At 37.3% G+C, this 21,923-nt stretch carries 15 protein-coding genes; 6 read left to right on the top strand and 9 right to left on the bottom strand.

Translation table 11 applies throughout. The annotated features are described in order from the left end of the window. Positions 1–73: 73 nt before the first annotated feature. The 5 genes from ACR9EA_RS11645 to ACR9EA_RS11625 form a co-directional block, all read right to left on the bottom strand. A complete protein-coding gene (locus ACR9EA_RS11645) occupies positions 74–9,733 on the bottom strand; it encodes a PKD-like domain-containing protein (protein WP_435133137.1) in 9,660 nt (3,219 codons plus the stop codon). 636 nt (positions 9,734–10,369) lie between these two features. Continuing rightward, the gene (locus ACR9EA_RS11640; protein WP_435133135.1) at positions 10,370–10,954 is read right to left on the bottom strand and encodes a YceI family protein; all 585 of its coding nucleotides are present in this window, start codon (positions 10,952–10,954) and stop codon (positions 10,370–10,372) included. A gap of 13 nt (positions 10,955–10,967) precedes the next feature. Next, entirely contained in the window at positions 10,968–12,086 is a 1,119-nt protein-coding gene (locus ACR9EA_RS11635; protein WP_435133133.1) for a hypothetical protein, read from the bottom strand. A 24-nt stretch (positions 12,087–12,110) separates the two neighbouring features. Then, entirely contained in the window at positions 12,111–12,260 is a 150-nt protein-coding gene (locus tag ACR9EA_RS11630; protein WP_435133130.1) for a hypothetical protein, read from the bottom strand. Between the two features lie 31 nt (positions 12,261–12,291). After that, a complete protein-coding gene (locus ACR9EA_RS11625) occupies positions 12,292–12,879 on the bottom strand; it encodes a YceI family protein (RefSeq protein ID WP_435133127.1) in 588 nt (195 codons plus the stop codon). A gap of 556 nt (positions 12,880–13,435) precedes the next feature. Here ACR9EA_RS11625 and ACR9EA_RS11620 point away from each other — a divergent pair. Beyond that, positions 13,436–13,972 (top strand): hypothetical protein, encoded by a 537-nt coding sequence (locus tag ACR9EA_RS11620; protein ID WP_435133125.1) that lies wholly within the window; start codon positions 13,436–13,438, stop codon positions 13,970–13,972. 77 nt (positions 13,973–14,049) lie between these two features. Here the strand turns inward: ACR9EA_RS11620 and murA are convergent, their stop codons facing one another. The 3 genes from murA to ACR9EA_RS11605 form a co-directional block, all read right to left on the bottom strand. Continuing rightward, on the bottom strand, positions 14,050–15,366 hold the full coding sequence (gene murA, locus ACR9EA_RS11615; RefSeq protein WP_435133124.1) for a UDP-N-acetylglucosamine 1-carboxyvinyltransferase: 1,317 nt from the start codon (positions 15,364–15,366) through the stop codon (positions 14,050–14,052). A gap of 6 nt (positions 15,367–15,372) precedes the next feature. Next, the gene (locus ACR9EA_RS11610; RefSeq protein ID WP_435133121.1) at positions 15,373–16,023 is read right to left on the bottom strand and encodes a DUF4290 domain-containing protein; all 651 of its coding nucleotides are present in this window, start codon (positions 16,021–16,023) and stop codon (positions 15,373–15,375) included. A 66-nt stretch (positions 16,024–16,089) separates the two neighbouring features. Beyond that, positions 16,090–16,383 (bottom strand): DUF493 family protein, encoded by a 294-nt coding sequence (locus ACR9EA_RS11605; protein WP_435133119.1) that lies wholly within the window; start codon positions 16,381–16,383, stop codon positions 16,090–16,092. Between the two features lie 91 nt (positions 16,384–16,474). Here ACR9EA_RS11605 and ACR9EA_RS11600 point away from each other — a divergent pair, with 91 nt between their 5' ends. The 5 genes from ACR9EA_RS11600 to ACR9EA_RS11580 all read left to right on the top strand — a co-directional run bounded on the left by ACR9EA_RS11600 (position 16,475) and on the right by ACR9EA_RS11580 (position 21,052). After that, complete coding sequence (locus tag ACR9EA_RS11600) at positions 16,475–17,017, top strand: AAA family ATPase (protein WP_435133116.1); 543 nt, start codon at positions 16,475–16,477, stop codon at positions 17,015–17,017. Next, positions 17,017–18,918, top strand: a complete 1,902-nt coding sequence (locus ACR9EA_RS11595; protein ID WP_435133115.1) for a RecQ family ATP-dependent DNA helicase — start codon at positions 17,017–17,019, stop codon at positions 18,916–18,918. The genes ACR9EA_RS11600 and ACR9EA_RS11595 overlap by 1 nt, the downstream gene beginning before the upstream one ends. 39 nt (positions 18,919–18,957) lie before the next feature. Next, on the top strand, positions 18,958–19,905 hold the full coding sequence (gene fmt / locus ACR9EA_RS11590) for a methionyl-tRNA formyltransferase (RefSeq protein WP_435133112.1): 948 nt from the start codon (positions 18,958–18,960) through the stop codon (positions 19,903–19,905). 190 nt (positions 19,906–20,095) lie between these two features. Continuing rightward, the gene (locus tag ACR9EA_RS11585) at positions 20,096–20,368 is read left to right on the top strand and encodes an HU family DNA-binding protein (protein WP_435133110.1); all 273 of its coding nucleotides are present in this window, start codon (positions 20,096–20,098) and stop codon (positions 20,366–20,368) included. A gap of 123 nt (positions 20,369–20,491) precedes the next feature. Next, positions 20,492–21,052 (top strand): YqgE/AlgH family protein, encoded by a 561-nt coding sequence (locus tag ACR9EA_RS11580; protein WP_435133108.1) that lies wholly within the window; start codon positions 20,492–20,494, stop codon positions 21,050–21,052. Here the strand turns inward: ACR9EA_RS11580 and ACR9EA_RS11575 are convergent. Next, the gene (locus ACR9EA_RS11575) at positions 21,049–21,891 is read right to left on the bottom strand and encodes an aminotransferase class IV (RefSeq protein WP_435139868.1); all 843 of its coding nucleotides are present in this window, start codon (positions 21,889–21,891) and stop codon (positions 21,049–21,051) included. The genes ACR9EA_RS11580 and ACR9EA_RS11575 overlap by 4 nt on opposite strands. Between the last annotated feature and the right edge of the window lie 32 nt (positions 21,892–21,923).

Below are 21,923 nucleotides of genomic sequence, written 5' to 3'. Positions count from 1 at the left end.
ATAAAATTCAACAAATTAAAAACGCCCCGAGACAACATGCTCGGGGCGTTTTAGGTTATGGTTGTTACAGCGGTTAATATTGAATGATAATTTTTTTGGTGGTAGTGCCGTTTTCGGTTTCTACTTTAATAATATAACTACCTTCAGATACGCGTTGTACAGGAATTTTACAGTTGTACGATAATGGTGCGTTTGTAGCATTCCACGTTTTAACGGTTTGTCCTAAGGTATTTATTAAATACACTTGTTTTATAGTGGTGTATTTTGGTGTTTTAATGTGGATTTCTTCTGTGTTATCTAAATAATTTACTTTTATCTGGCTTAAGTCACTTTCAATAATATCCAGTTTGTTGTCATCTTTAAAGGCTAGAAAATAACGGTCTGTATAATCGCCTTTATCCAAATGCATCTGATATTTAGAGTTGTTAATTTGGGTATAGGTATCGTTATACGCATCGTAAATAAACACATCGATTTCACTATCAAAATTCTCTAAAGCTTTTAAGCTTATTTCGATATTACCATTGTCCGACAGGAATATGCCTAACGGGAATTGCTTGGTGTTATCGAATGCACCTACTGCTTGAATAACGTATTTTTCGTTGTTAATGATGAAGGACATATCGTTAGATAGATCGTCAAAATTAGTGGCATCATATCCAAAGTCAATACCATCTGTAGCTGCATTGTCTGGAGTAAACCCTAATAATAATTCTCTAATGGCATTATCTGGGTTTTTAAAGGTAATGCGCACGCGTTGTAATTCGTTGTCTATTGAAGCTGTTTCTGTTTCTTGTGTTGTTCTTAAGAAAATAGATTCTCCGCTAGCTTCAGTTTTAAAGAAACGTTGTCCGTTATTGAACATGATATTACCCGTTTGCCCAGCGGTAATAAAGAATCCTTGGGCCACAGGAATGTAGCGTTGCGGTAAAAAACTATCGGCGTCGCCCACGCCAGCTATATCATCTGTGGCAACAGCTGTAATTGATCCCGCCATATTTAATGTCGCATAGCCACCTAAATATTCACTAGTAACATGTGAATTATTGGTTGTGGATTGCACCCATAAACGTACTTCACCATTATTGCCGCTACCATCATCTAGCATAGATTGGTTGTCTGTTAAAAATGCTCTAACATCTATAGCCGATGGGTATGGATTACCAACTAAAGCATCGTTTCCGGCATCTACAGATACTAAATAATCACCGTTGTTAGGTTGACCAATAAAGGTGTAATCTGCAATAGAGGCTCCTTTCATAATATAGCCTAAACCAACATTGATGTCGTAGTTTTGATCGATTCTATGCCAATTGAATACTGTGGCATCATAATTTTCGTAAAGGTACAACCATCTGGTACTAATTGAAGGTGGATTGCCAGGAGCGCCATCATGATTAGGAGTCCAGCCCACAGGGGTAGTGCCTACATGTAGTACTTCACTTAATTTATAAGTTCTGTTATTAGCAGTTCCCGTAGTACTTACAGGCGACGCCCAGTAATTGTAGTTGTAAAAATTGGTTGTACCTTGTTGGTCGCGATGCATTTCTCCTATTCCAGTATAGTCTACAATACTGTTTTCTGGCTGTAGCAATTGCGATTCGCCGTTTAGGACTAATGTGCCGTCTATTTTTAAATATTTCGTAGCCTCAATCGGTTGATTATTATTAATTGTAAGTGTATTACTGTTGACTATAAGCCCTAAAACAGTTGTAGCTCGGTTGGTTTGTACATTATTATTAATTCTAACAATATTCCAATCGATCCCATCTGTATTAGGAAGTTGTTGTACGGTACCATTTAGCCATGACGATGCACTATCCCAACTACCATTATTGGTACTGATATATGGAATTGGAGCAGTTTCAGATTGGAGGGTAGTCATGTTTCTTAGCGTTCCTTGGGTTCCTCCTTTGGTTGGGTTTAAAACACCACTGCTAATTTCGCTATCTAGATCCATTTGATAATACGCTGTAAGGTTGGTATTCCAATTTAGGTTGCCATTAATATCTAAAGGTATTTCTGAACCCCTAACAACATTTCCGTTGGCTTGTATTTCTTGGTTCATCATTTCTCTAATTTGCGTTTCAGTAAGGGCGGTATTCCAAATGCGGAGTTCATCTAACCAGCCGTTGTAATAATTAACAGGAACGCTATTAGAACTCATAGCGCCTAAAAGTGTGTTTTGTGTGTTGGATATAGGTGCGCTTCCCGTAGCTGTATCTACCGCAATACCATCTACATATACGGTATATGTGCTTCCGTTGAAAGTTACCGCTACGTGATACCAACGGCTAGTCGATACTACATTTGATACGCTAATAGAATTCGAATTCCAATTAAATGCAAGTGTAGAACCACCCACGATAGATAAATCATAACCTGTTGAGAGGTCGTTTGCATTTCGTTTAGAAATTATCGTTTGGGTAGCACTAGCTCCGTTAGGTTTTACCCAAATTTCTATACTGAAAGGGTTATTTAAATTGTAATTATCGTTAAAGCTTACACTGGTGTTTGTACCATCAAAATCGAAATTGTTTCCACAATCAGGGAACGTTACATTAACGTTAGCTGCATTGTCTACACAAGGTGTGTTGGTAACTGTCCATGTTAAAGTGTACGTTTCTCCACTTTCCCCTGTAAATGTAGATTCTGGATTGTTAATGTCTGAGAATACACCTCCAGCAGGAGTTGCAGACCAAGTTCCTGAAATGCCAGATTCTAAATTTGCAGAAAGATTGATGGTCGTATCGGCACAATCATTTATAGTGCTTTCGTTTGAAGCGATAGCAGGAATAAATGGAGTTACGTTAACAACTAATGTTCCGCTTAATTCAGAACAAGACACGCCGTTAAGGGTAGATGTTGCTAAAACACGATAGTAAGTTGTTGTATTTAGAACAGGTGGATCGTAGGTCGCCGATGTAGCTGTAGGAATTATGGACCAAGTACTATTGTCTGTGCTACTTTCCCATTGGTATTGTACAGTGCCGCTTCCTGTTGCTGGTGTAGGCATAGTAAATGCTATCGGGTTGGTCGTGCTACATATGTTTTGATCTCCAGCAATAACAGGTTGGGTAATTGAATTTACTGCTACAGAAACATAATTACTAAATACAGTACATCCATCGTCTGTAGATGCCACACGTCGGTAGTAAGTTGTAGCGGTTCCTGTTGTTGCAGGAGCATCATAGGTCGAACTGTTAGTACCGGAAATATCTGTCCAAGGCCCAGTAGGCGCATTACTTATTTGCCAAATGTAGTTTATAGTGCTAGATGCAGAAGCATCGATTGTACTACCAAAAGCTAGTGGATCACCTCCAAAACAAACCGTTCTATTGCTTCCTATCTGACCTGGAGTGATGTCGTTTGGAGTTACTGTAACTGTTGTGCTAATAGCACTACAAGTAACACTATTTAGCGTAGAGGTAGTTATACGTCTATAATCTGTAGCCGTTGAGAAGCCTGCTGGCGGATCGTAATTGGCATTAATAGCATTGGTGATATTTGTCCAACTATTAGCACCACTAGGCGAAGATTGCCACTGGTAACTTACAGTACCATCACCAGTGCCATTGCTTAAACTTGTAAGAGCTTCAGGGTTGTTTCCGCATAACAATTGGTCGCCTTCTATGGCTCCTGGATCTACATTGTTTATGGTTATTTCAATAATATTAGTACTTATAGCTTCACAACTTGTACCATTTAATGTAGCAGTGACAGTACGTTGATAAAATGTGGTTTCTGTTAAACTTGAAGGTGTGTACGTAGCTGTCGTTACCCCTAAATCTGTCCAAGGGCCACTTGCAGAATTGCTACTTTGCCAATTGTAATTAAATGTTGTTCCCGAATTACTGCTAGATGCGTTTACACTGCCTAAGCTAGTTGGTGTATCTCCAGAACAAATGGTTTGATTTCCAGAAACAGATCCAGGGTCAAAAGTGTTTACGGCAACGAAAATAGATGCTGTTGGGACTTCAGAACATGTAAAACCATTTACTGTAGTGCTTACAACTCGGCGGTACCAGGTAGACGCTGTTAATCCAGAAGGCGCATCGTAAGTAACTCCTGTTGCTCCCGTAATGGCAGTAAATGTAACGTTGTCTGTACTGCTTTCCCATTGGTAGCTTAAATTAGAGCCTGTTGCAGCAACAGTTTGTGTAAAGGCAACAGGATCGCCACCATTACAAATGGTTTGGTTAGCGGCAATAGTTCCAGACGTTACTGTAGGACCAACCGTAATAGTATACGTTATTGGAGTTCCTGTACAGCCGTTAGAAGTTGGAGTAATGGTGTAGGTAACACTTATAGGAGAGCCTGTGGTGTTTGTTAATTCATTATCAATAACATAATCAGAACCCGCCGCTATATTTCCAGAGTTTCCATTAGTAGCTCCCGTAATACCGCTAGGGGTGGTACGTGTCCAGCTAAATTGCATTGGGGCATCTGTTATATTACCAGTAATTTCTATATCGGCACTGCTGTCACTACAAATACTGTTTGCCGCAGCTGTTGCATAGGCTATTGGAGTAGGTCTGATGGTGATATCTATAACTTGCTCTGAAATATCACAAATGAAATCAGATTCAGTTGGGTTATTATCGGCATAGTTGTATACACTTGGTTTTATCCTGATTTGGGTAGTTACCGTTTCATTCGTATTATTTTGAACCGTTAAAGGTCCTATGTTTGCAGAAGAAGTCCTAAAAAGTGGTAGCCAATCAAATGGTACTCCTGGGCCTGTATTTCCCATAGGTCCACCAGATGAAGGAGAGATGAAGTCAGAATCAGATGTCCAAGAATAGCGAACGGCCGAACTTCCAACATGTACAGAACTAATTCCTGGAGTAAAAATAGTTTCAGGACAAATTTCAGTATTAGGTATTCCTGTAAGCGTAAAAGTGAATCCAATATTCGCAATTACTTGTACAAAGACAGTGTTACTTGTTACTGTTCCACATTCATCAGTTATTATAAGTTGGTAGAAATAATTTTGCGTAACTAAACCTGGTTGGTAAGAACTGTCGGTAGCTCCTGCAATATTCTCCCAAGCAGCAGTTTCAGTAATTTTTCTTTGCCATTGATAACTATAATTTCCAGATCCACCTAGATTTGAGTTTGTTATTTCTAATAGAGAAGGTGCAGCTAAAAAGCAAACAGCCTGACTTTCAGAAATTACAGGCGCAATTAAAGGCGCATACACATCAACCGTTGCTGTAGAAGTAGAACTACAGCCATCTGCAGTCGCTGTTATAGTAAAAGTGACTGTTTGTGTTGTGGTTGTGTTGTTGCTTAAGCTTGCGGTTATGGGGCTGCCAGCTCCTGAAGCAGCTATTCCCGTTACTTCCGATGTTTTATCTCGTGTCCAGCTGTAAGTGGTTCCAGAGACATTATTGCTTGAGCTTAAGTTTATAGAGAAGGAATCATCATCACAAATGGCCTGCGTATTAGGTGTGGCTACGATAAGTGGAGTTGGTTTAATATTCACTTGAGAAGTGATACTTTCCGAACAACCATTTCGCGTTCCTGTAATGGTAAAAGTAGTGGTAAGTGTAGTGTTGGTATTGTTTATAAATGTACCCGAAATAGTGGCTCCATTTCCGCTGGTTGGAATTCCTGATAGACCAGTAACATCGTTTCGTGTCCATGAAAAAGATGTACCACTTAGGTTGCTACCTGCCACTATGTTTGCTATTGTGGAATTACCACAAACCTCTTGTTCATCTATATTAACCGATAAAATTGGTTTTGGGTTTACAGTTACCGTAGCTGTAGTCGTGGCCGAAGAACAATCGCTCGCTTCTGCAGTTATGGTAAAAGTTGTGGTTTGTGGGGTGTTAGTAGTATTTGTAAGTTGTCCCGTTATGGAATTTCCGCTACCATTTGCAATTCCTGTAATGTTAGTGTTATTATCTCTTGTCCAACTGTAATTTACAGGTCCTGTAACATTATTTGGGTTTGATAATATAATTTCGGTAATATTTTCTTCCGAACAGATGGTTTGCGTAGCAGGTGTTGCAATAACTGTAGGCGTTGGGTTTACTAACACTTCTACACTAAAAGGAGGCGATTCACAGCCGTTTTCGGAAATTGCTGTTACAGAAAATATAACGGTTTGTTGTGTGTTTGTGGTATTGTTTAAGGTAACATTTATAGTACTACTATTACCACTAGTAGGTGTACCTGTAACATTTGCTGTATTATCTCTGGACCAGATGAAGTCGATGGCACCAGAAATTCCAGACTCTTCGGTAAAGCTAATAGTATTTATAGGCGCTCCAGAACATGTTGTTTGTGTTGTAGGTGTTCCCGAAACGATAGGTTGCGGATTTATTGTGAGTAAAATTTCGAAAACAGATGCCGAACATCCTCCTGTTTGTGCTGTAACCTGATACACTACGGTTTGCGGACTCCCTGTTTGATTGATTAAAGTTTGATTGAAGCTATTTTCGTTTGTGCCTGATGTCGCGCCAGTAACGCCATTCATATTGGTTGGTATGGTCCACGAGTACGTTGTTCCTGGAGGTACTGTATTACCACCTCCGTTAGGTGGTGTAAAATTAAAAGATTCTCCACTACATACTGTTTCGTTATAGTTATTGGGTATATAAGGGGTAATGTTTACGGTTACGGGATAGTTTGCAGATAGGGTTCCTGTACCACAATCGTTTTCACCTTGAACCGTTATCGCGCCAGAGCTAGCGGAAATGTCGTAATTTACAAGTATGGTGTTGGTACCATCTCCAGAAACTATAGTGGCTCCAGGAGGTAATGTCCAAATGTAATTCGTAGCATAATCTATACTCGGTACGCTATATTGTACGTTAGTTTCTCCTTGACAAACAACATTGGTTCCTGTAATTGTTCCGGCAGCCAATGGTTTTGGATCTATTATAATGTCTATTTGCGCACAGTCGGTTGTGTTACAGGTGCCTGTATAGCGTGCAAAATAGGTCGTGTTTGAGGTAGGAGATACCGTAATGCTTGCGCCTGTTCCTGCGGGAGTGCCTCCGCAGGAATCTGTAAACCATTCTATAGAAGCATCTGTACCTAAACTGCCTCCCGATACGGTAAGTGTTGTAGAGGTGTCTTCACATATAATGTTACTTACAGTTGGGGTAATGGTTGTAGGAGCAACAGATTCTTGGTTTAAATTAACTGTAAATTCAGAAATTACTGCGCTTACACCGCAATCATTTTCGCCAACTACCGAAATGATGAAATCGCTTAATGGTGTTGAAGAAATGTTTATGGCTATGGCATTAGTATCAGAGCCGCTTTCTATTATGGTTGCAGATGCATTAGAAATAGACCAAACATACGAACTTGCATTGCTTATGGCTGCAATAGAATATTCCACGGCAGTATCGCCAGGGCATACGGTATTTGGGCCACTTATGGCGCCTGCATTTTCTGGAATGGTATTTACGGTAATGGGTAGCGTTGTTGTATTACCTGATCCGCAGGCATTTTGGCCACTAACGGAAATATCGCCACTTACTGCTCCAGAAAAATCGACAGTAATGCTGTTTGTGTTGTTTCCAGAAGTAATAGTTGCTCCCGTTGGCACGGTCCAATTATAAGACGCTGCATCGGTAATTTCGGTAACGGTATAAGTTACGCTATCGCCATCGCAAACCACATCGGTAGGCGATTCAAAAGTTGGTGCTACGGTTAATTCATTAACAGTTACGGCCAATGATGCTACAGAACTGTCTCCACATTCATCGTTACTACCGGTAACGGTAACGTTTCCTGAAACTGCGGTAGTACTATAATTTACAGTAATGCTATTGGTGTTGGCTCCAGAAGTAATAGTTGCTCCTGTTGGTACTTGCCAAGTATAGTCGGTGGCATTGGCTATAGGATCTACCGTATAGGTAACATTGGTTTGGCCTTGACAGACTTCGGTGGTTCCTGTTAAATTTGTGGGAGTACCTAAAGGTTGTCCTACCGTTACAGTTATTGAAATACATGCTGTTTCGTTACAATCGCCGACATATTTTACGTAATACGTAGTGGTTGTCGTTGGGTTTACAGTAATAGATTGTGCATTAGAAAAGGAAGTATTACTACAATTGTCTGTAGACCATTGCGGTTCTGCATTAGTACCTAAAGTACCTCCAGAAACCGTTAAATTGATGTTTTCGCCACTACAGATGGCACTTGCACCGCCACCTTGTACTGCTATTGCGGTTGGTGCAGTAGATAATGTGTTTACAGTAATTACTTGCGTTAGTGCTTGGCCAGCAGGACAAGTACTGTTAACACCTCTTACAGTTAGGTTACCTGTTGAGGCGCTGGCAGAATAGTTTACAGAAATACTATTGGTGTAAGGCGGTGTAGAAGTTATGGTTGCTCCCGAAGGTACTGTCCATTCGTAACTCGTAGCATTGGTAATGGGGTCTATAGTGTAAACCACACCGGTTTGGCCTTGACACACTGTTGTAGCTCCGGTTGTTAATGCGCCTGCTGCTGCTATTGGGGCTACTATAACCTCTGCAGACACAGCTGTAGTAGTGTTACAATCGCCTTCGTAACGGGCATAATAGGTTGTAGTGGTAGTTGGAGATACCGTAATGCTATTACCTGTGTCTACTGGAGTGCCTCCAACGGCATTTTGGTACCATACCACTTGCGCATTAGTGCCAGCGCTACCGCCTTGGGCTTGCAGGGTGGTAGTACCACCAACGGTACAAATACTTGTAGTTCCTGTTATGGTTGTAGGTGCTCCCGATAGCGTATTTACGGTTACAGATTGTGCGCTAGATGCAGTGCCTCCTACCGTAGTAACTTGCACTGCTCCTGTGCTTCCAGAACCGACAGTGGCTGTTATTTGTGTGTTGGAGTTTACGGTATAATTGCTTACGTTGGTACCACCTATAGTTACTGCGGTAGCTCCTGTAAAATTTGTACCCGTTATGGTAAGCGATTCGCCTTCGCAGATATTGGTAGCGGATAAATTGGTGATGGTAGGGGTTAGGTTAATGGTGTAGGTAATGATGAGTTGCCCATTTCCTCCATTTCCTCCAGATTGATCGACGCCGAAAAACTGTTCCCCGCCACCGCCGCCACCGCCAGGTATTATACCGTCATCACCACTGCCATTGTTATTTCCGGCTCCACCAGTATTACTTGTGTTTCCAGCATTACCTCCGTTACCTCCAGTAGTTCCTCCTCCATTAGATCCATTTTGTCCACTTATATTAGTGGTGCCCCCAGTCGCTGGTCCTCCAGTTCCTCCAGGGATATTATTACTGTCATCTTGTTGCCCGCCATCTCCACCGAATGCAGTTAAAGAGGTTGAAGAATTACTATGGCTTAGTGTTGAGTTTTCTCCATCTTCACCATCGTTAGTGTCTCCAACACCACCGCTACCTATTTGGTAGTTGATTATCTGCCCGGGTAAGACGTTAAGGGTTATAGCAGTATATCCGCCGCCGCCGCCGCCTGATCCAGCATCATTATTGTTTTGGCAGCCACCTCCAGCACCGCCAGCACCCCACAATTGTACTGTAACAGAAGATACTCCGGCTGGTACGGGCCAAGTTTCAGAACCATTATCAGTGTTGTCTGTAAAGGTTTCTTGCCCTTGAACGTTTAGTACAAACATACAAAGCGCCATTCCAAAAAGGAAAAATTTAGATTTAGCAGGCTTTAGTAAAGTGTTTACGTGGTGCCAAACAGTGTTTAAAAAAGAATACGAGATGTTTAAAATAGTAACGTTATACATGGTTGGTCAGGGTCAGGTTAGTATGGTTGTTGCAAATGGCAGGCAATACTAAAGTGTTGCTGTTTAAAATTGCTGAGGTTTGTGCACTGGTGTTATATTGGTTTTTAAACACCCTGCGGATTTTTGATGAGTATGAATGAATGGTATAAAATGCGTGCGTAGTAAGTTGCTTGGTACTTTTGTAGCAAATTGTTGAAGTCTGAAAAAATAAGATTAGTACCTGCTGTACACTAAAGGGTAATGCGCAAAATATCCGAATCATAATACTAGTTGTGTTATGAATTACTAAATGTTTTAAAAATGCGCTATTAATCTGAAAATCCTTTTGGGAAGGATTGAGTATAAAATAATTATAATTACTAGTGGATATCAAAATTAATCGATGAATCGCAAACTAAACCCTATGTAGTTACAAAATAGGGCTAATTTTCTTAATTTTAGTGTTTAAGCTTGTAAGAGTTTATAAAGAGATTTTTAGGTGTATAGTATAGCACATGCCAAACAGAATAGTATCTCTTTTTTGAATTGAGAATATAGGAACATGTTTTTTAGTTGCTTAGCCAGGTATGTTTAAAAATAACACCCTCTTCTTAAAAATAAGAAGAGGGTGCCATTTTAGAATTAACTTTAAAAACGCTAGACCATTGTAATGTCTAATTCAAACAAAATAGTTACAACATCGTCTATTTTTATTAAACCAAAAGCTTTTTTAGGGTTTTCCAGATTAAAATCTCTAATATTCAAACTGAGTGCTCCCGAGGCTTTAATAACATTTTCTGTTTCTATAGCCATTGGTATTTTATAGCTTTGGGTAACGCCCGCAATATCAAAATCTATTAGGGCGTAGGTGATGTTTGGTTCTGTTTTCGATGGTTTTAGTGCTTTTAAAGTTAATGTAATTTCTGGGTAAGTTTCAGCTTTTATCAATTCGCGAAAATCTTTTGTAATCATTTTTTTTCCGCAATCGAAACAATCGTTTTTAAGGATTAAAGTGGCTTCCGAAAAAATAATATCGTTTTCTTCAACGGTATAATGCACGGTGCTTTCGCCTTTTAAAACAGCAGTATTGAACTTACAGGTAAATTTATTAATGTTAGTACTGCCTTTTATTGATAATACACTGCTGGGCTGAATATGAATTTTTGCTGTGTTTTGACTTTGTGTTTTAAAACAAGAGCCGCATAGAATTATCAATAAAATAAGCAGATACTTTTTTAGCATGTTGTATTTGGTTTTAGAAACTAATAACGGCTTCGAACATTACACCATCAAATTTACCATCGTTGAAGATGCTAGATTCTGTATACCCGTCGTAAGTTTGTGTTACGTACTCTAATTTAGCTAAAATATTTTTAGTCATAAACCAACCAGCACTCGCTTGGAATCTTTGAATAGAAATGTCGTCTCTATCATCGTATTGAGAGTCTACTAAGTTGTAACGCCCGCCTACATAAAAGTTCTCGTTCTGACCAAATCTGTAGATTAGCTCTCCAGCATACTGTTGTGTTTTTCCTTCTTTTCTAGGGATGATTGTACCGTCGTCGCTCACGCTGCTATTTGTAGCTCCTGAAGCACTTTCTAAAGTACCAAAGAACTCTAAACCTTTAAACTTTACAAATGGATTAATCATGAAAGCAGTAACACTGTTTTTAAAATCTGGATTGTAACGTCCAGATCTAAATCCGCTAGAACCAGGAGCTTCCATTACGCTGTAATATCTAGAACCAGCTCGGTCTGCACTGTAAAGGTATAAGCTAGGTACATACCCTGTGTTGTATAACGATCCTGTTAAACGTACTCTAATATCTTCAGTTACTTGTTTGTCGTAACCTAATTTTGCTAATAACGAGGCACCTCCAGTTTTGCCATTGCCACCTTCGGTAACCGATTGGTTTAATTTACCGTTGGTTACACCTATCATGCTTATAAATCCGTTACGTTGGTAGTAAAGTTCTGCACCAATTTCTGTAGTAAACGAATCCATAATTAAGTTGCCTACAAATGGGTTGTAAATGGCTTGGGCATTGTCTGTTCTTCTAAAGTGGGCATCACCATAGTTGTTTTCCATTTGTCCAACTCTAATAGTGGTGTATTTCATAACATTTTCTAACAGACCTGGTTTAATGAAATCTAAGCCATCTACTTGAAAATAACCGCCTTTTACATAAGGTTCTGGGTGGTGACGCGATGATAGATAAGTTCTTAAATGCATTCTAACGCCTGGCGCTAAAGCCACATCTAAATCTAAGTTTGCTGTAGGAAGGTTAAAGTTGTATCCTATTTCTCCTAATGGTACCATACCAGAATTTTCGTGCTCTAAGGCTTGAAATTGTAATGCAAAAGAACCACCCATTCTAACTTTAATTTTCTCGAAGGTCTAGATGGTATCTTTTGGGTCTTCAAATACATTTATACCTCTTTGGTCTGGATATCTATAATTATCGATATGCCTGTCATTTTGCGCATACATACTTGCTCCAGCAAGACATATTAAAGCAATTACGAATGATTTGTAAAATTGTGTCATGTTTAATTCAATTTTAGATTAATTATCTTTTTTATTTAAATACAGTATTGAAAGTGATTTTAACTTCGTCTCCAGTAGTAATAGTGCCAAACATAGCTGTTGGCGGGTCTATTTTAAATTCAGACATTTTAAACGATTTTTCGCCTTTAAGTGTTACGGTATTGCCACTTGTTGTTAGGGTGAAATTTAATGGTACATTTTTAGTAACGCCAGCTATGGTTAAATCGCCTTTGGCACTTACCTTGTACGCATTGTTTCCGGCAGCCGAAATAGCTGTAGTTTCGCTTAATTTAAAAGTAATGGTTTTAAATTTAGAAGTTTTTAATGCTTTGTAAGTGTTTTTATCCATCCCCGATTTGCCACTTTTTAAGCTCTCTGCTACAATTTCTATAGTTAAAGCAGATAGTGTAGGGGTGTCGCCAGTTTTGTCGATAGAGATGCTCCCTTTTTGCTGTTCGGCTACTTCTTCCCAGTCGTGTAAACTCGAAGTTCCAAAAACCGATAGTTTAGAATCTGAATTGTTTAGGGTTAAAGATTGGGCAAACATGCTTAGTGGTAAAACTAAAAGCGCAATAAGCATAGCAGGCAAAAAGGCCTTAATTCCTTTTGTAGTTTTCATAATCGTATGTTTTTGAATTATTTTTATTGTAATTAATTAACAATACTGATGCTTAAATAGTTAGCGTCTTGTTTTGCTTGTTAATTACACTATCAAATATACGATAGGTTGTTGTATAGAAATTATGATTTTTGTCATAATTTTAACAGCTAACACATATTTAATATTATGTTAATATTAACAGAAGCCACGCTATTACTACAAATATTGCCTAAAACGCATGAAATGTCTTTAACATATTTTTAACAATTACAAAAAGTGAAAACGTTTGAAATATGATAAAAATAGCCGCTTTTTTTGGGTTTTGATTGCCATAAAACTGTTAAAAACGCTAATTGCTTAGTTATTGGTTAATTTTTGTAGGGCAAAATTGAATCTTCTAAAAGTAGTAAAGTCAATTTTTTTAATACTTTTTACTACATGCGATTCGTTTTTTGTGTAAGTGATACAATAAATTTATTTAATGAAATCACTGAAATTAATTTTAATAGTTCCTTAATATAGACGTGTAGTTAAAGTTTGTAACTTAAGAATGGAATTTTAATAAACTAATATTATGGAAAAATTAGCGCAATATAGTACAGACGAATGGGAAAAAATTGCAACCATACCCCAGCTTATAGGTAGTATTATGGCGGGTGCGGGAAGTAGCGGTTTAATAGGTACGGGCAAGGAAATGTTGGCGACTGTTGAGAGTTTTTTGGATGGTCGAAAATCGTATAAAGACAATCCTGTAATAAACGCTATTGTACCCGATGCAGAAACCGATACAAGTTCTGAAGCTATAGAAAGTGCAAAAGCACAACGCGCTAGACTGATGCATAAAATTAATAGTTACCAAATAAAAACACCAGAAGAGCTTGCCGATGCAGTGCTTATGGAATGCACAGAAGTGATTAGCATTTTAGAAGCTAAAGAAACGCCTAATGTAGTCAAGGAATATAAACATTGGTTATTAGAAATAGCAGACCATGTGGCTAATGCCGCAAAAGAAGGTGGTTTTCTAGGTTTTGGAGGGGTACGTTTTAGTGAAAAAGAACAGATTATGTACGATAAGTTACAAGCTGCTTTAGATACAGAACCCAATATATAACTAAAAAAACATCCGATAAACTATCTAAAAAAGCTTATCGGATGTTTTTTGTTTGATGTTTAAAAAATATTGTACGTTTAGTTGGAATCTAATCGCGTGATTTTAGCACCAATAGCTCGTAAACGTTCATCAATATTTTCGTAACCACGATCTATCTGTTCTATATTATGTATGGTAGAAGTACCTTTAGCAGATAATGCTGCTATTAATAAGGATACTCCAGCTCTAATATCTGGCGACGTCATGGTTGTAGCTTTTAAGCTCGATTTAAAATCATGCCCAATAACAGTTGCTCTATGGGGGTCGCAAAGTATTATTTTAGCGCCCATATCTATTAATTTATCTACAAAAAATAAGCGGCTTTCAAACATTTTTTGATGTACCAATACACTGCCTCTAGCTTGTGTTGCTACAACCAGGATAATGCTTAAAAGGTCTGGTGTAAACCCAGGCCAAGGTGCATCGGAGATTGTTAAAATAGAGCCATCTATATAATTTTGAATTTCGTAACCTTCTGTATGTGCTGGAATATGAATATCGTCTCCTTGTTTTTCAACGGTTATTCCAAGTTTTCTGAATATGTTAGGGATAACACCAAGATCGTCCCAACTCACATTTTTTATGGTTAATTCGCTTTTTGTCATGGCAGCAAGTCCTATCCAGCTTCCAATCTCGATCATGTCCGGTAACATACGGTGGTCGGTGCCGCCCAAAGTATTTACACCTTCTATAGTAAGTAAGTTAGACCCGATACCTGATATTTTAGCGCCCATGCGGTTAAGCATTTTACAAAGTTGTTGTAAATAAGGTTCGCAAGCGGCATTGTAAATGGTAGTTTTGCCTTCGGCTAAAACGGCAGCCATTACAATATTAGCAGTACCTGTAACCGAGGCTTCGTCTAAAAGCATGTAAGTGCCTTTTAGTTTTTTGGCTTCAACACCGTAAAAGTGATCTTCACGATTGTATCTAAATGTAGCGCCTAGGTTTATAAACCCTTCAAAGTGGGTGTCTAGTCGTCTACGACCAATTTTATCGCCACCAGGTTTTGGGATATAGCCTTTGCCAAATCGGGCTAACAATGGCCCAACAATCATGATGGAACCTCTTAACCCTTTGCCATCTTCTTTAAAAGCTTCAGATTCTAAGTATTTTAAATTGATGTCGTCTGCTTTAAAGGTATAACTACCAGCAGCTATTTTGTTTATTTTTACTCCAAGATTACGCAATAAATCTATAAGTTTATTAACGTCTACAATATCTGGAATGTTATGTATAGTTATAGTTTCTTCTGTAAGTAAAACGGCACATAAAATTTGAAGTGCTTCGTTTTTAGCGCCTTGGGGTTGGATGCTGCCTTGTAATTGGTGCTGTCCTTCTATAATAAATGTTGCCATGAGCTATTAGTAGCGTTTTCTATTACGGTTAGAATTGGAGTTAGAATTTTTTTTGTAGTTTTTCTTGTTGGAAGAAAATTTCTTTTTGTTGCGTAATAAACTTGTGGCATCCGAAAGGTCTTCGTCTGCATTTTTTAAATTGATTTTACCTTCTGATAATTCGTAAAGATGGTCAAAAATAACATTGTCGTCTACAGTGTCTTTGTTCCAATTTAAAAAACATTTTTTCATGTGGTTGGCAATGGTATAAATAAGTGCGTCTTTAAGATCGCCATCATCCCAGGTGTTTGCCACATCTATCATGGTTTTTATATTGTTGCCATAAAACCTGTATTTTGGAAAATTTTGTGGGTATGGCAGTGGGTCTGGGCGTTTTTCCAAAAGTTCTTTAGATGGTTTACCATAAGGCGAATCGACATCCAAATCAAATTCAGCGATAATGAATAACTGATCCCATAATTTATGTTGAAAATCGGGTACATCTCTTAAGTGCGGTTGTAAGTTGCCCATAACCGAAATAATGGCATTTGCCTCTTTATTACGATCTTCTTTATTTTTTACAGTTTTTAAGTGACTCACCATTTTTTGTAGATGTCTTCCGTATTCAGGAATAATCAAATGTTCACGTTCTGTGTTATATTCTATGTTATCTATCAAAATATATTTGTGTAGTGTTAATGTGTTGCACGAAGTAATTATGCTTTCGCAAAGTACAAAAAAATATTAAAGACTAATAACACCTTCTACATTTTCTGTAACTTCTTTGTATTTTGAGATAACAGCCTCAGGATCTTTCATTTTTACATTTATAGACACGCTGGTGTATTTTCCGTTTTTAGACGGGATTGTTTTAATAACAGCACCCATATTGTTGAATAGAGCTTCGATTTCTGCTATTTTTTTAGGTTCCGATTTTACTATAAATTTATAAAGGTACTCCGATGGCCAAGTGGCGGTATCGTATAATTGAGATTTTAATTTGTCGTAGAATGCGTTCGAATTTTGTGGTATGCTCATAAGTTTTGTTTTGAGACGCAAAGATACTATTTGCTTTGCATTTTTTATTTCTGATTTAAATTACGAATTTTACAACCAAAACCTTGCCAAATTGAACACTAAAAAAATTGTTATAACAGGAGGTCCTGGAACAGGAAAATCGTCTATTATAAATGCGTTATCTAAAAGAGGCTACACATGTTTGGAAGAAATATCTAGGCAAGTAACTTTAGATGCGAGAGCAGAAGGCGTAGAACAACTGTTTTTAACAGAACCCTTATTATTTAGTGAGCGCCTTTTGGAAGGTCGGAAAAAGCAATTTCAGGAAGCAGAAAATTTAAAAACGCCGTATGTGTTTTTAGATCGTGGGGTGCACGACGTTTTGGCATATATGGATTATATTGGAGACGTGTATCCCAATCAGTTTACATCGGATTGTAAGCAAATGACATACGATGTGGTTTTCATTTTAAAGCCTTGGAAAGCGATTTATCAAAGTGATGCTGTGCGTTACGAAAATTTTGATCAGGCATTAGAAATTCATGAAGCTTTGGTAAATACCTACTCAGCGTTTAATTACAAGCTGTTAGATGTGCCTTTCGATACGGTTGAAAAACGTGTCGATTATATACTAAAAGTTATACAAGCGGTGTAATGCAACATCCCATAAAAATATTAGAACGTTATTGGGGCTTTACGGCGTTTAGGCCATTTCAAGAAGAAGCCATACAGGCAGCTTTGGCAGGCGAAGATGTTTTTGTGCTTATGCCTACAGGAGGCGGAAAATCGATGTGTTTTCAAATTCCAGCGTTAGTAAAAGAAGGGGTTTGCATAGTTATTTCGCCTTTAGTAGCCTTAATGAAAAATCAAGTACGTGTTTTACAGGATAAAGGTATTAAGGCCATGGCTCTTACAAGCGGTTTGTCTTATAACCAAATAGACACCATGTTAGATAACTGTATTTATGGTAACTATAAATTCTTGTACATTTCGCCAGAACGTTTACAGCAAGAGTTAGTGCAGGCTCGTATTAGACAAATGAATGTAAGCCTTATTGCCGTAGATGAGGCGCATTGTATTTCGCAATGGGGTAACGATTTTAGACCTGCATATAAAAATATAACCTTGTTAAGGGAATTACAGCCTACAGCCAATTGTATGGCATTAACAGCATCGGCCACGCCTTTGGTGGTAGACGATATTGTAAAAGAACTCGACTTTATTAAGCCTAAAATTTTTAAGCAGTCGTTTTACAGGCCTAATTTAGCCTACATGGTATTTCACGAAGATGATAAATACTACCGAGTAGAATCGATTTTAAAAAAATACAAGAGTTCATCTATCATTTATGTGCGAAGCCGAAAACTAACTTTTGAAATATCGGAGTTGTTAAGTGCTAAAGGTATTAGTGCAGCAGCTTTTCATGGGGGTTTAAGCACAACCGAAAAAGAAGACCGTTTAAACGATTGGTTGGCTAATAAAATACAAGTAATGGTAGCCACGAATGCATTTGGTATGGGTATAGATAAACCCGATGTTAAAACCGTTATTCATTTAAATTTACCAGAGAGTTTAGAAAGTTATTTTCAGGAAGCTGGTCGTGCGGGTAGAAATGGAGATAAGGCATTTGCAGTAATTTTAAAGAATAAAAGTGATGTAGAATTGGTTAAAAATCAGTTTTTGGATGTTTTACCAAGTATAGATTTTATAAAACAGGTATATCGTAAATTGTGTAATTATTGTCAGATTTCTTTTGGAGAAGGCGCATTAACCACTCACGATTTTAGTTTTAACGCATTTTGTAAGGCGTATCAGTTTAACGGAACTATGGCTTTTAATGCCCTGCAATTGTTAGACAGAACCAGTGTTATAGCATTGTCTAAACAATTTAATAATAAAACCTTGCTTCAATTTACAGTAAGCAATGCAGCTTTGTTTCATTATTTAGATACGCATACCGAATTACAATTAGTCGTTAAATCACTTTTAAGAACCTACGGTGGTATTTTCGAGCATCCTACAAAAATAAATACTACTTTAATTGCCGATAAAGCGTCTATACCAGAAGCCACTTTAATGCGTGCTTTAGATGCTTTGGCTAAAGACGATATTATTACTTTACAACAATCTAAAACCGATGCTCAAGTAACTTTTATTCAGCCTAGAGAAGACAATAATACCATTAATAGAATTGCTAATATTATAGAGCAGCAAAATAATTTAAAACAAAAGCAGGTACAAAGTGTTTTGCAGTATATCGATGACGATACAATGTGTAAAACGGTACAATTGTTAACTTATTTTGGAGAAAAGGAGGTGCAACCCTGTGGCATTTGCTCGGTTTGTGTTAGTGCAAAACCACAAGCGAAAGTAGATTTGGCCGCATTGCGAAAGCAAATTATTACAGCTTTAGAACACGGCGATTTATCGTCTAGAGATTTGGCAGCGCTTCTCAAGAGTAAAGAATCCGATGTTCTTAAAGTAATAACACAATTGTTAGAACATCAAATAATAGCGGTTACAAAAACAAATACATATAAATTATTTCATATTTAAACCTGTAAAAGGCGTTTACGATTTTAAACATATACTAAAATGAAAACCTTAAGAATTGTTTTTATGGGAACTCCCGATTTTGCGGTAGATACATTAAAAACTTTAGTCGAAAACAATTATAATATCGTGGGGGTAATTACAGCTCCAGACAAACCTGCGGGTCGTGGTAGAAAATTAAACCAAAGTGCGGTTAAACAATATGCCGAGTCGCAAAACTTGAATATTTTACAACCAACTAATTTAAAAGACGAAGATTTCTTAAAAACACTACAGGGCTTACAGGCTAATTTACAAATAGTAGTTGCTTTTAGAATGTTGCCTAAAGTAGTTTGGAATTTGCCAGAATTGGGCACCTTTAATTTGCATGCATCCTTGTTGCCAAATTACCGCGGAGCTGCACCTATTAATTGGGCGATAATAAACGGGGAAACTAAAACAGGTGTGTCTACTTTTTTTATAGACGAAAAAATAGATACGGGTGCTATGATTCTTCAAAAAGAAGTTGCTATTGAAGCCGATGAGAATGTAGGGCAATTACACGATAAATTAATGCGTGTTGGTAGTCAGTTAGTACTCGACACTGTTAAACTAATAGAAGCAGAAACAGTAAAAACGATTCCGCAAACAGATGATGCCGATTTAAAAACGGCGTATAAACTAAATAGAGATAATTGTAAAATAGATTGGGCAGCGCCTATAGATACTATTTATAATAAAATACGAGGCTTAAGTCCCTACCCCGCGGCTTGGTGCATATTACAAAATGGAGAAGAGGTTTTAGATGTGAAAATTTACGAGGTGTCGAAAGTTTTAGAAACACACACTTTAGCAGTAGGAACCATCATTTGTAGTAAAAAAGAAATACGGGTAGCTGCAGAAGGCGGTTTTATTTTAATCCACTTTATGAAGTTGCCAGGGAAACGAAATATGAGTGCAACAGACTTATTAAACGGCTACGAATTCAAAAACGGAGCAAAAATGCTGTAAACCCTTATTATTGCTCGATTTACTAAAATATCGACGAAATACATGGTCTTTATTAACAAATGTGTTAAGTTATTAACAAATAGGTGTATTTCCCTTGCTATTACTTGCGTGGTTGGGTAATCCGTATAAATTTGTAAAGGATTTAACCAAATGTTTAACCAACGATTTATTAATAATTAAATTTAAAATTATGAACAAAACAGAATTAATCGATGCAATGGCGGAAGCTGCAGGAATTTCTAAAGCAGCTGCAAAAAAAGCATTAGAAAGTGCTCTTACCGAAATAGGAGGTGCATTAAAAGGTGGTAAAAGAGTATCTTTAGTAGGATTTGGTTCTTTTTCAGTATCTCAAAGAGCTGCAAGAGAAGGACGTAACCCTCAAACAGGAAAGACTATTCAAATTGCTGCTAAAAATGTAGTAAAATTCAAAGCTGGATCAGAATTATCAGATGCTGTAAACTAATCATTTACATCATTTATACTTATAAAAAGCCTTCTTTTAAAGAAGGCTTTTTTATTATTATGACTACAAATATTGGATTTTAACAAAAATAATATTAGATTTAATTATAAATTCCTATGACATATGATTACAATTAAACCAAAAAAAGGTAATTTGTTAATCGCGGAACCATCAATAATAGGTGATGTATCTTTTAATCGCTCAATAGTTCTTTTAGCAGATTACACCGATGAAGGCTCTATAGGTTTTATTTTAAATAAGCCTTTAGATTATACGATAAAAGACCTTATACCGGATATCGATGCCAATTTTAAAGTCTATAATGGCGGACCAGTTGAGCAGGATAATTTATATTTTATTCATAAAGTTCCAGAGCTAATACCCGATAGTATAGAAATATCTTTAGGGATTTATTGGGGGGGCGACTTTAATGTTGTAGCCGATCTTATTGCGAATAACCAAATACAAGAAAAAGACATTCGGTTCTTTTTAGGATATTCAGGTTGGGACAGCAAACAATTAGATGAAGAGCTGCGCATAAATTCGTGGGTGGTTACCGAAAACGTATACCAAAAAGACATTATTGAAAAAGATTACGAAACGTTTTGGAAAGAAAAAATGTTAGAGTTTGGTGGGGAATACAGTATTTGGTCTAATGCTCCAGAAAATCCAAGTTATAACTAACCCAAGCGTATTTTTACATTCAATTTTTGTAACAATGATTTTGAAACCACATTTGTAAATATTTTTTTACGGTATTTACTTATAGGTTGTATGCCCGTAATGGTGTTAGTTATAAATATTTCATCAGCTTTCTGTAATTCGAAAGGCGAAATAGAATCTTCAATCAACGTGTAACCGGGCACACTTTTTATAACTTCGATAACCTGAGTACGCATAACACCTTTTAAACAACCATCAGATAAAGGTGCTGTTTTTATAGTTTGATTTTTAACAACAAAAATATTTCCGTTTAAGGCTTCTACTACATGTTTGTTGGTATTTAAAATTAGGCAATTATCGAGTTTGTTTTCTTTTGCATAAATACTACCGACTACATGTAAAGCTTTATTTGTGGTTTTTAAAGTAGAAAGTAAGCTAGGCGAAATGTAGTAATCTTTAAATAAATCGACTTCGTAAGTTGCTGTATTGATGGTGTAAAAATCGGTTTCTAAAGCTTTTGTGGTAATAATAAAACTTACGTTGTTTGTTTCTGGCAAATATAATCCGCCTTCGTTTCTAAATACAGTAAGTTTTACTCGGGCAGAGTTATTCGTTAATTGGTTGGCTTCAAGCGTGTTTTTTATTTGTTCTTCTAAAAACTCCATGGTAAAGTTCATGGGGATTTCCATACGTAAAATGCGCATGGATGCCATAAGTCTAAAATAGTGATCTTCCCAAAACAGTATTTTTCCATAAGATGTTTTTATGGTTTCAAATAAAGCATCTCCGTAAGCAAAACCTCTATTGTTTATAGATAAAGTGGTGGTGTTTTCTTGAATGTTTCCGTTAAAATTAATCATAAAAAAGCCCGAATAAGTTTCGGGCAAATATA

The organism is Formosa sp. A9 (assembly GCF_051200825.1).
GTDB lineage: Bacteria > Bacteroidota > Bacteroidia > Flavobacteriales > Flavobacteriaceae > Formosa.
The sequence above is the reverse complement of the archived record's forward strand: the minus strand, read 5'-3'. Positions and strand labels throughout refer to the sequence as shown.